The organism is Lutibacter sp. A64 (assembly GCF_022429565.1).
Lineage (GTDB): Bacteria > Bacteroidota > Bacteroidia > Flavobacteriales > Flavobacteriaceae > Lutibacter.
Window position 1 is genome coordinate 3,712,082 of record NZ_CP092487.1, and the last position, 11,679, is coordinate 3,723,760.

Annotated in this window: 11 protein-coding genes and 1 tRNA gene; 7 read left to right on the plus strand and 5 right to left on the minus strand. The window is 29.3% G+C overall.

What is annotated here, in order from left to right; translation table 11 throughout:
• Nucleotides 1-13 precede the first annotated feature (13 nt).
• The 3 genes from MKD41_RS15055 to MKD41_RS15065 form a co-directional block, all read right to left on the minus strand.
• Nucleotides 14-1,042 (minus strand): rod shape-determining protein, encoded by a 1,029-nt coding sequence (locus MKD41_RS15055; protein WP_240243166.1) that lies wholly within the window; start codon nucleotides 1,040-1,042, stop codon nucleotides 14-16.
• A gap of 53 nt (nucleotides 1,043-1,095) precedes the next feature.
• Nucleotides 1,096-2,622, minus strand: a complete 1,527-nt coding sequence (gene purH, locus MKD41_RS15060) for a bifunctional phosphoribosylaminoimidazolecarboxamide formyltransferase/IMP cyclohydrolase (RefSeq protein WP_240243167.1) — start codon at nucleotides 2,620-2,622, stop codon at nucleotides 1,096-1,098.
• A gap of 147 nt (nucleotides 2,623-2,769) precedes the next feature.
• The gene (locus MKD41_RS15065; RefSeq protein WP_240243168.1) at nucleotides 2,770-3,222 is read right to left on the minus strand and encodes a GAF domain-containing protein; all 453 of its coding nucleotides are present in this window, start codon (nucleotides 3,220-3,222) and stop codon (nucleotides 2,770-2,772) included.
• Between the two features lie 155 nt (nucleotides 3,223-3,377).
• Here MKD41_RS15065 and MKD41_RS15070 point away from each other — a divergent pair, with 155 nt between their 5' ends.
• Nucleotides 3,378-3,737 (plus strand): heavy metal-binding domain-containing protein, encoded by a 360-nt coding sequence (locus MKD41_RS15070; protein ID WP_240243169.1) that lies wholly within the window; start codon nucleotides 3,378-3,380, stop codon nucleotides 3,735-3,737.
• Nucleotides 3,738-3,816: 79 nt separating this feature from the next.
• Here the strand turns inward: MKD41_RS15070 and lysS are convergent, their stop codons facing one another.
• On the minus strand, nucleotides 3,817-5,517 hold the full coding sequence (lysS, locus tag MKD41_RS15075; RefSeq protein WP_240243170.1) for a lysine--tRNA ligase: 1,701 nt from the start codon (nucleotides 5,515-5,517) through the stop codon (nucleotides 3,817-3,819).
• Nucleotides 5,518-6,029: 512 nt separating this feature from the next.
• A tRNA-Phe gene (locus tag MKD41_RS15080) sits at nucleotides 6,030-6,102 on the minus strand.
• A gap of 98 nt (nucleotides 6,103-6,200) precedes the next feature.
• Between MKD41_RS15080 and MKD41_RS15085 the strand changes: the two genes are divergently transcribed.
• From MKD41_RS15085 to MKD41_RS15110, 6 genes are read left to right on the plus strand one after another with little or no spacing between them, the layout of a single operon-like run.
• Nucleotides 6,201-6,929 (plus strand): type III pantothenate kinase, encoded by a 729-nt coding sequence (locus MKD41_RS15085; protein ID WP_240243171.1) that lies wholly within the window; start codon nucleotides 6,201-6,203, stop codon nucleotides 6,927-6,929.
• Entirely contained in the window at nucleotides 6,930-8,213 is a 1,284-nt protein-coding gene (locus tag MKD41_RS15090) for a hypothetical protein (protein WP_240243172.1), read from the plus strand.
• Nucleotides 8,214-8,228: 15 nt separating this feature from the next.
• Nucleotides 8,229-9,578: a tetratricopeptide repeat protein gene (locus tag MKD41_RS15095; protein ID WP_240243173.1), complete on the plus strand. Its 1,350-nt coding sequence runs from the start codon at nucleotides 8,229-8,231 to the stop codon at nucleotides 9,576-9,578.
• Nucleotides 9,579-9,609: 31 nt separating this feature from the next.
• Nucleotides 9,610-10,170, plus strand: a complete 561-nt coding sequence (lptC, locus tag MKD41_RS15100; protein WP_240243174.1) for an LPS export ABC transporter periplasmic protein LptC — start codon at nucleotides 9,610-9,612, stop codon at nucleotides 10,168-10,170.
• Between the two features lie 4 nt (nucleotides 10,171-10,174).
• The gene (locus tag MKD41_RS15105) at nucleotides 10,175-10,369 is read left to right on the plus strand and encodes a hypothetical protein (protein ID WP_240243175.1); all 195 of its coding nucleotides are present in this window, start codon (nucleotides 10,175-10,177) and stop codon (nucleotides 10,367-10,369) included.
• The gene (locus MKD41_RS15110; protein WP_240243176.1) at nucleotides 10,370-11,635 is read left to right on the plus strand and encodes a hemolysin family protein; all 1,266 of its coding nucleotides are present in this window, start codon (nucleotides 10,370-10,372) and stop codon (nucleotides 11,633-11,635) included.
• Nucleotides 11,636-11,679 lie beyond the last annotated feature (44 nt).

The window sequence follows — 11,679 nt, forward strand, 5'->3', positions numbered from 1 at the left end:
TAAAAGGCTGGTATTATTTCATTAATACATTTTTGTATTTTTCTAAATCTTTTAGAGAAATTCCAGTTCCTCTAACAACAGCTCTTAATGGGTCTTCAGCAACATAAACAGGTAGGTCTGTTTTTCTAGATAAACGTTTGTCTAAACCGCGTAACATAGAACCACCTCCGGCTAAATAAATACCTGTATTGTATATATCTGCTGCTAATTCAGGTGGTGTTTTAGAAAGGGTTTCCATTACTGCATCTTCAATTCTAAGAATAGATTTATCTAATGCTTTAGAAATTTCTCTAAATGAAACTTGTACTTGTTTAGGTTTACCGCTTAATAAATCACGTCCTTGAACCAACATATCTTCAGGTGGAGTTTCTAAATCTTCTGTAGCTGCTCCTATTTGAATTTTTATTTTTTCGGCAGTGCGTTCACCAACATATAAATTGTGTTGGGTTCTCATATAATAAGCAATGTCTGAAGTAAATACATCTCCAGCAACTTTTACAGATTTATCGCAAACAATACCACCTAAAGCAATTACTGCAATTTCAGTTGTACCACCTCCAATATCAATAATCATATTTCCTTTTGGTTGCATAATGTCTATTCCAATACCAATTGCAGCTGCCATTGGTTCATGAATTAGATAAATTTCTTTAGCATTCATATGCTCAGAAGAATCAATTACAGCTCTTTTTTCAACTTCTGTAATTCCAGAAGGGATACATATTACCATTCGTAAAGAAGGTGTGAAAAAACGTTTTTTTATGCTAGGTATACTTTTGATAAATTCTTTTATCATTTGTTCCGAAGCTTCAAAATCTGCAATTACACCATCTTTTAACGGTCTAATAGTTTTTATGTTTTCATGAGTTTTTCCTTGCATTAAACTGGCTTTTTTACCAGTAGCTATAATTTTACCAGTGCTTCTATCTCTCGCTACTATTGATGGAGCATCAACAACCACTTTGCCATCGTGTATAATTAGGGTATTTGCTGTACCTAAATCAATGGCAATATCTTCGGTCATAAAATCGAAAAAACCCATATATTTTTATTGTTTTTAATTTTTAATTTTAGAATTGAACAAAGTTAATCAAATTAGTGTTTAAAATGACGTGTTCCTGTAAATATCATAGACATTTTATTATTATTACAATAATCTATAGATAATTGGTCTTTTATAGAGCCCCCAGGCTGAATAACAGCATTTACACCTGCATTTTTTGCTATTTCAACACAATCTGGAAACGGGAAAAAGGCATCACTTGCCATTACTGCATTTGTTAAGTCAAAATTAAAGTGTTTTGCTTTAGCAATTGCTTGCTCTAAGGCGTCAACTCTACTTGTTTGACCTGTTCCACTAGCATATAATTGTTTGTTTTTTACCAAAACAATTGTATTAGATTTGGTGTGTTTACAAATTTTTGAAGCAAAGAATAAATCTTCTAACTCGCTATCAGATGGTGCAGTAACAGTTTCGGTGGTCATAACGCTTGCATTATCTGTTTTGTTGTCCTTCTCTTGAAATAAAACACCATTTAATGCTGTTCTGTATTGGTGGTTAGGTAATTCAATATCTTTTTGAATTAAAATAATTCTATTCTTTTTACCTTTAAGAATTGTTAAAGCTTTATCAGAATAACTAGGAGCTATTACAACTTCACAAAATAATTTATGAATTTCAGTGGCAGTTTCAGCGTCAATTTCTTTATTTGAAATTAAAACGCCTCCAAAAGCAGAAGTTGGGTCACCTGCCAAAGCATCTAAATAGGCTTGTTTTAAAGTTGCTCTTTGTGCTAAACCGCAAGCATTATTATGTTTTAATATAGCAAAGGTTGGAGCGTCGTTTTTAAATTCGTTCATTAAGTTTACAGCGGCATCTACATCTAATAAATTATTGTATGAAAGTTCTTTACCGTGTAATTTTTCAAAAAGATTGTCTAAGTTTCCAAAGAAATAACCTTTTTGATGTGGGTTTTCTCCATATCTTAAAACTGAAGCATCGTTAAAACTTTCTCTAAATGCCAATTCATTTTTATTCAAATATTTAAAAATGGCACTGTCGTAATGACTAGATACTGCAAATGATTTTGCTGCAAAGTTTTTGCGTTGTTCTAATGTGGTTGCTCCATTTCCTTCAGTTATTATTTCTAAAAACTCGTCGTATTGACTCATAGATGAAACACAAATTACATCTTTAAAGTTTTTTGCTGCGGCTCTAATTAAAGAAATACCTCCAATATCAATTTTTTCAATTATATCTTGTTCTGGAGCTCCACTAGCTACAGTTTTTTCAAAAGGATATAAATCAACAATTACAATATCTAATTCTGGAATTTCATATTCTCCAAGTTGGGAAATATCACTTTCATTGTTTCTTCTGGCTAAAATTCCACCAAAAACTTTTGGGTGTAATGTTTTAACGCGACCTCCTAAAATTGAAGGGTACGAAGTTAAATCTTCAACAGGAATTACATCTATTCCTAAATCTTTTATAAAACTTTCAGTTCCGCCAGTAGAGTAAATGGTTACACCTAAGCTATTTAATTTTTTAACAATTGGTTCTAATCCATCTTTGTGGAATACAGAAATTAATGCAGAAGCTGCTTTTTTAGTTGTGTTCATAGGTAGTATTGTTGCTGTGGCGCAAAGCTAATAATTATCAATAGTTTATACAATATAAATTTCATTGAATTTTAGCTATTTTTAAACAATTATTTCAATGTTAAATTCAGTGTATTTTTGTGAGTTAAAATTATATTTTTTAAAATATTATAGAATCTTTGCTACTTTTTCACACACAAATTCTAATAGGTTTTCATCGTCTTTTGTAAAAGGATTTACAGTATGTGAATCAATATCTATTTGTCCAATATTTTCATTATTAATGAAAATTGGAATTACAATTTCGCTTTTAACTTTCCACCCGCAAGAAATATAATTATCTTGACTAGCAACATCTTGAACAATAAAGTTTTTATTGCTAACTGCAACTTGACCACAAATACCTTTTCCAAACGGAATAATTGTGTGTTCTGTTGGTTCTCCTGAAAATTGAGCTAATTTTAATTCGTTTTTATTGCCATTTTTAAAATAAAAACCAACCCAATCGTAATAGTTGATTTCTTGTTTTAAGAAATCGCATATATTTTGAAGTTTGGTTTCTGTATTTGAAGAAGTGTCTATTATTGTTGAAATTGATTTTTTTAATTCTGTAGTATTCATAATTGATTAAAATTTTAGGCAAAAGTATCATTCTTTTAACGTAAAATTGATTTACGCTACTAAAATTTTTGATGCTGTTTTTTAAAAAAAATATAGAATTCGTAAAATTTAAGTATTTTAGGCGAATAATTAATCTATACTAAATAACTAACAATATGAAAAAATCAATTTTAATTTTTGCAGCAATTTTCTCTTTTGTAGTATTATTTACGGCCTGTAAGGAAACTAAAAAAGAAGATGCTAAAACAGAATCTTATGAGCGCTCAAGTGGAGAAATGGTTTCAAAAGATGTTTATCAATGTCCAATGGATTGTGAAGATGGAAAAACGTATGAAGCTAAAGGCGCTTGTCCGGTATGTAAAATGGATTTAAAAATAGTAAAGGTGGATGCTGATTCTAAAAACCCCAAAGAATGTAAATGCGAAACAGAAAAATGTACTTGCAATAAGGAGGTGGCTAAAAAAGATAAAGAATGTACAATGTGCAAACCTGGTTCTTGTGAATGTAAGGCCTAAATTGTGATTGAAAAATAAAAAGACTGTTTAAAAATTTTACAAATTAAACAGTCTTTTTTTATTTATTAAGTTTTAAAACTTATGTTAACTCTACAAATAAGCCTTCATCGGTGTTATTTACTTTGGCTAAATTATATTTTGTTAAGCCTTTAATGGTTTTATCCCATTTTTTGTTGCTTAAACCACTTTGAGATTTTAATTCTGGCAATGCAATTTTTTCTGCTTTTGTTAGAATTTCTAATACAGCTTTTTCGTCATCATTTAATTCAATAGCAGGAGCTTTTTTCTCTGGTTTCATTTGAGGAAAGAAAAGCACTTCTTGAATAGATGCATTATTGGTCATAAACATTACTAAACGGTCAATTCCAATACCAATACCTGAGGTTGGAGGCATACCATATTCTAATGCTCTAATAAAATCTTGATCTATAAACATAGCTTCGTCATCACCTTTTTCAGATAATTTTAATTGATCTTCAAAACGTTCTTTTTGATCAATTGGGTCGTTTAGCTCAGAGTATGCATTAGCTAATTCTTTTCCGTTTACCATTAATTCAAAACGCTCTGTTAAAGCTGGGTTTGATCGGTGTTCTTTTGTAAGCGGACTCATTTCTTTTGGATAATCCGTTATAAATGTTGGTTGAATATATAGGTGTTCACATTTTTCACCAAATAATTCGTCAATCATTTTACCAATACCCATTGTTTCGTCAACTTCAATTCCAACTTTTCTACAAACATCTCTTAGTTCATCTTCATTCATTCCGGAAACATCGTAACCTGTATGAATTTTAATGGCTTCTAAAATAGGTACTCTAGGATATGGAGCCTTAAAGTTTACTTTGTTTTCTCCAATTTGTACTTCGCTGGTTCCATTTGTGTCAATTGCTATTTTTTCAAGAAGTTCTTCGGTCATATTCATCATCCAGTTGTAATCTTTGTAGGCAACATATAGTTCCATTACAGTAAATTCGGGATTATGAGTTCTGTCCATTCCTTCGTTTCTAAAGTCTTTTGCAAATTCATAAACAGCATCAAAACCACCAACAATTAATCGTTTTAAGTACAATTCGTTAGCAATACGCAAATATAAAGGCATATCTAAAGCGTTATGATGTGTGATAAAAGGTCTTGCGGCGGCACCTCCAGGTATTGGTTGAAGTACTGGTGTTTCAACTTCTAAATAGCCTTTTTTGTTGAAAAAATCACGCATTGAATTTGTGATTTTTGTACGTTTAATAAATGTTTCTTTAACGTGGTCGTTTACAATTAAATCTACGTAGCGTTGACGGTAACGTTGTTCTGCGTCAGAAAAAGCATCGTGAACTTTACCATCAGCATCGGTTTTTACAACTGGTAGTGGGCGTAAACTTTTAGAAAGCACGGTTAATTCTTTAACTTTAACAGAAACTTCACCTACTTTAGTTTTAAAAACTTCACCCCTAATTCCAATTATATCCCCCATATCCAATAATTTTTTGAATACAGTATTGTACATAGTTGGGTTTTCTTCAGAAGAAATTTCGTCTCTGTTTACGTAAATTTGCATTCTGCCACTAGCATCTTTTAATTCTGCAAAAGAAGCTTTACCCATTATTCTTCGGCTCATCATTCTACCGGCTAAAACAACTTCTTTACCTTCAAAAGAGCTAAAGTTAGAAGTAATTTCCTTTATGTTAGCAGTGGTTTTAAATGCTGCTGCTGGATATGGATTGATACCTAATTCACGTAGTTTTTGTAAAGATTCTCTTCTAACTATTTCAAGTGGTGATAATTGCATGATGCTATATTTAGTATTTATTTTTTATTTTCGGTGTGCAAAGATACAATCAATTCAGAAATAACAGTAATTTAGAAAGAAAAAGAATATTGAATTTAAAATCAATTTAAAATTTTATATATTTGCATATCACATTTTATGTGATAGTTGTGTTGTAATGACGTTTATTGCGTCATAGGTTTTTTAAACCAATGGAAAGCTTCCCGAGAACCGGGACGCTTTTTTTATGCTTTTTAAATAACAAATAATACAGATGTAGATAAGGTATTAAGAAAAATTAGCAAATGTTAATTTTAAATTATTTTTTTATTAAAAAAATGTATGCCGGTCTCTAACTTACCAAAAAAATAAATGATAATTTTTAATTTAAGGATGAAATAATTTTTTAAAATCTCTAAGGGTTGGAGAGGTTTTGAGAAAAAAAAGGAGTAAAACAATGCGCGTTTGAGAAGTGTTTTAAAACAAAAAACTCGTAACTACCTAATTAAAAGTGTGTTACGAGTTGTTTTTTGTGGTACCTCCAGGAATCGAACCAGGGACACAAGGATTTTCAGTCCTTTGCTCTACCAACTGAGCTAAGGTACCATTGCCTTAGCGGGTGCAAATATATAAGTATTTTTTCTACTAATCAAAACTTTTTTTAAAAAATCTGTCGTATTTTTGAAACTTGATATAAAAAACAAATGAATTTAATAATAGATATTGGGAATACGAGAATTAAAATTGCTGTTTTTAATAGTGATGAACTAATTTATAATGAAGTTATTACAAAAAAAGAATTTGTAAATGTTACACTAAATTTAATTGAAAAATTTAATTGTAAAAACGCAATAATTTCTTCTGTAGGAATTTTAAAAAAAAATGAAAAAGATAAAATTAAAGCTAAAATAAATGTAATTGAACTTAATTCTGATACCAAAACACCATTTATAAATAATTATGGAACTCCAAAAACGCTTGGTGTTGATCGGATAGCTTTAGTGGCGGCAGCAGTTTTAAAATATAAAAATAAAAATGTATTAATAATTGATGCAGGAACTTGTATAACCTTTGATTTTGTAACAAAAGATAAAAAATATCTTGGAGGTGCTATTTCTCCTGGAATTGAAATGAGGTATAAATCACTTAATACGTTTACAGAAAAACTACCTTTATTAAATGCTGAAGAAGGTTCAATTGAGTTAATTGGTACATCAACAGAAACAAGCATACATTCGGGTGTAATAAATGGAGTTATAAGTGAAATTGATAGTGTAATTGATAAGTATAGAAAAAAAAATAAAGATTTAACGATAGTTTTAACAGGAGGTGATGTTAATTTCTTGTCAAATAAATTAAAAAATAGCATATTTGCCAATCCTATTTTTTTATTAGAGGGATTAAACTCAATTTTGACTTATAATTTACAATAAATGATAAAAAAAATAATAGTAATCATAACACTATTTGTATCAGTTGCTAGTTTTGCACAGAAAAATAATGCGTCAGCATATTCATTTTTTGGAATTGGTGATAAAAATAATACCAATACAGTAGAGCAAGTTAGTATGGGAGGAATTGGGGTTTCATTACAAGATCAATTTCGATTAAACTTATCAAATCCGGCTTCTTTATCTAGTTTAAACTTTACTACTTACACGTTAGCTATAGAAAATAAAAATATTTGGGCTAAAGATAGTCAAGATAAACAACAAGGGGCTTCAACATATCTTTCATACTTAGCAATAGGAATACCTTTAGGTGAAAATGCAGGTATGTCTTTTGGGTTGTTACCAAATACATCTGTTGGGTATTCGTTAGTTGCAAGTAGTTACGATTCTAGTGATGAACTAACTGAGGTGTCATTATATAATGGTGAAGGAGGAACAAATAAAGTGTTTTTAGGTTTTGGTTTACAACTCTTTAAAGGTTTTAGTGTTGGTGTGCAAGGAAATTATATTTTTGGAAAAATTGAAAACAATATAACTAACCAGTTAAAAGATATTTCTTTAGCAACTAAATATGAAACTTTATCTAGAGTTAAAGGTTTTGGTATTAATACAGGCTTTCAATACAAAGCTAAATTATCAGAAAAGTTAAATTTACATTTAGGAGGTAATTTTGAATTAGAAAATGAAATAGATACAGATGATGAAGAATATATTTATTCACTATCAATTGCTTCTGGTGAAATTCCAAGAGATACATTGTTAAGTAATACAGGTACTGGTATAATAAAATCACCTTTAAAAACTTCTTTAGGTATTGGTATTGGGCAAGATAATAAATGGTTTGCAGGTATAGATTATAGTTATCAAGATGCACTTGATATAGATGCAAATATTTATAATAATGTTTCAAAAGTTGCTTATGACGATTATAGTAAAATAGCTATAGGAGGTTTTTATACCCCTAAATTTACTTCTATTACAAGTTACTGGGAAAGGGTAACATATAGAGCCGGTGTAAAATTTGAAAAGACTGGTTTAATGGTTAATTCTTCAGGAAATGGAAATGATTTTACTGCAATTGACGATTTTGGCATATCTTTTGGAGTTGGTTTACCAGTTAGTAATCAATTATCAAACTTAAATGTTGGTTTTGAATTTGGAAAAAGAGGAGAAATTGATAAAGGTTTAGTTCAAGAAAACTATATAAACTTTAGATTAAGTTTTTCTTTAAACGATAAATGGTTTAAGAAACGAGAAATATTTTAATTAAAAATTTAGAAAATGAAAAAAATGAGACACTATTTAACCTTACTATTTTTAATAGCTTCAATGCCGTTGGTTTTTGCCCAAGCCAGCCAAGATTGTACTATTAAATATAATCTTTTTAAGGGGGACTACAATGCTAAAAATTATGATAAAGCATATGAAAACTGGATGTGGTGCATGGATAATTGCCCAACACTTACTGTAAATATTTATAAATTAGGTATAAAAATTGCAGAACACAAGCTAGAAAATGCAGCAGAAGCTGATAAAGCCGCTGCTGAAGCTTTAGTAATGAGAGTTTATACACAAAGATTAGAGCATTTTCCAAAAGATAAAGCTGATATCTATGATGATATAGCTACATTTAAAAGAGAGCAAGGTGCTTCTGATGACGAAGTGTATGAATGGTTAGAAAAAACATTTCAAGAAGATCCAACCGCATTATCTCCAAAAAATATCTATAAATATTTTGATATTATCTTAGTTAAATATAAAGATACAGATACTCAAAAAGTTTTTGATACTTATGATGAAGTTGGTGAAGCTCTTGAATTAAAAAAACAAGATTACACAAAAACTATTGAAGAGATTAATGCAAAAGATTCTACAACTTTAAGTAGTAGAGATATTAAAAAAAGAAAAGTTTCTCAACAAATTATTACTAATTTAACTATTGTAGAAGGTGGTTTAGATCAAAAATTAGCAGCAATTTCTACTTGTGAACGTTTAATACCTTTTAATAGAAAGAATTTTGATGCACATAGAACAGATGCACTTTGGTTAAAAAGAGCGGTTTCTAGAATGTATAATAAAGAATGTACTGAAGATCCTTTATACGACGAATTAGTTGAAGCGTATGTACACGCAGACCCTTCTCCTCAAGCATCAGTATTTTACGCAGGTATTTTATTGAAAAATGGTGAAACAAATAAAGCCATGGATTATTTTAAAAGAGCTGTAGAACAAGAAACGGACGATTATAAAAAAGCTGGTTATTTATATAAAATTGCTGTAAACCTTAATAAAAAAGGTAGAAAATCTGAAGCAAGAAGTTATGCATACCAAGCTTTAGAATTTCAACCAACAATGGGTAGAGCTTATTTATTAATAGCAAGTATGTATGCTTCAAGTGCAAACTCTTGTGGAGATGATGTTGTTTCTAAAAGAATGGTATATGTTGCAGCTTTAAATAAAGCAAGAAAAGCAAAATCTGTTGACCCTAGTATTAGTTCAACAGCTAACAGATTTATAAACTCTTACTCAGATAATATTCCTTCAACTAAAGATTTATTTGTTGCAGGTGTAAAATCAGGTTCAACTCATAAAATTGGATGTTGGATTAACGAAACAGTTAGAGTACCATAATTAGAATATAAATAATTGGTATATTTGTTCTATGACAAGATCAATTGTATATAAAATTAAAAACATTGCTATTGTATTTTCAGTAGCAATGTTTTTTTCATGCACTAATAGTGCTAAAGAAGTAAGAGATTTTTTAGCAGATAAAAACCTGCCAATTGGTGAAGCTGTAAATATAGATTTAAAACATACCGATTCTGGTAGTGTAGATATTAAAATGAAAGCTCCCTTAATGTTAGATTTTGCAAATAGAGAAGCGCATCCATATTCAGAGTTTCCTAAAGGTATATTTATTACTACAATAGAAAAAAATGGAGATTCTACTACAGTAAAAGGAGATTATGCTAAAACGTATAATAAAACTGCTGTTTCTGAAATAAGAGGAAATGTAGTAATTACCAATTATGCGAAAAACAATAAATTAGAAACTACAGAGATTTTCTGGGACCAAAAAGCACATTATTTTTTTACTGAAAAAAGATTTGTGTTTTATACTGCAACAGATACAATTTATGGAACTGGCTTTGAAGCCTCTGAAGACTTAGAATTGTGGTGGGTTAAAAATCAAAGTGGTGTTATAGAAATTAAAGATTAGAGATATGAGTAAATTGTGGAAAATGTTTGAATACGCTTATTTAGTAGTTGCAATAATTTTTATTGTTGAAACCGTATTAAAGTGGAATACAGATAGAGAGAAAGCTTATATGTCATTACTTTTTGCTGGTATTGCTATTTTTATGTACTTTTTCAGAAAGAGATTTAGGTCTAGAATAGAAAAAAGAAATAAACAATAAATGGAATTTCAAATTGCTGTAATTTTAATTTCAATATTACTTTCAGCCTTTTTTTCTGGAATGGAAATAGCCTATGTTTCGGCTAATAAATTTCAAGTAGAATTAGAAAAAAGAAAAGAAGGATTTACATCTAAAATTTTATCTAGAATAACTTCAAAATCATCAAAATTTATTACCACAATGTTAGTCGGTAATAATATTGCTTTGGTGGTTTATAGTTTTTTTATGGGCGAATTTATTATCGGTTTTATACCTGAAAATATATTTAATGAATTTTCTATACTTTTAATTCAAACAGTAATTTCAACCTTAATAATATTAATAACCGCAGAATTTTTACCAAAGGCGTTATTCAGAATTTATGCCAATGAAACATTGTACTTTTTTGCTCCATTAGCATATGTGTTTTATATAATTTTTCATTTTATATCTTGGTTTATAACCTTAATTTCAGATTTTGTTTTAAGGCTCTTTTTTAATTCAGCAAAAGATATTAAACAACCGGTGTTTACAAAAGTTGAACTTGGAAATTATATTTCAAAACAATTAGAAAATGCGCGAGATTTTGAAGAAGTAGATTCTGAAATTCAGATATTTCAAAATGCTTTAGAATTTGATACGGTTAAAGCGCGTGAAATTATGATACCAAGAACGGAAGTTGTAGCCGTAGATATTAATGATAGTATAGCAAACTTAAAAAAACTTTTTATTGAAACAGGTTATTCTAAAATTCTTGTTTACAAAGGATCTTTAGATGATGTTTTAGGTTATGTACACGCTTTTGAACTATTTAAAAAACCAAAAAACATAAAATCTATGTTACTTCCAGTTGAATTTGTGCCTGAAAGTATGATGATTAATAATGTTTTAAATATTTTAACCAAAAAGAAACGAAGTTTATCTGTTGTTTTAGATGAATTTGGAGGAACATCGGGTGTAATAACCGTTGAAGATATAGTAGAAGAGCTTTTTGGAGAAATTATTGATGAGCACGACACGTTAGAATTATTAGAAAATAAAATAAACGACAGAGAATTTGAATTTTCGGCACGTTTAGAAGTTGATTATTTAAACGAAACATACAACTTAAACCTTAATGAAAATGAGGCATACGAAACACTTGGAGGGTTTATTGTTTACTATAATGAAGATATTCCAAAAGAGGGAGAAGTAATAGAAATCGACAATTTATATTTTAAAATGTTGAAAGTAGATTCCTCTAAAATAATGGAAGTTTATCTAAAAGTTTTAGATAAAGCCGATTAAAAATTAAAAAGACATAAAAATACCTGCTTTTTCATATTTAATTA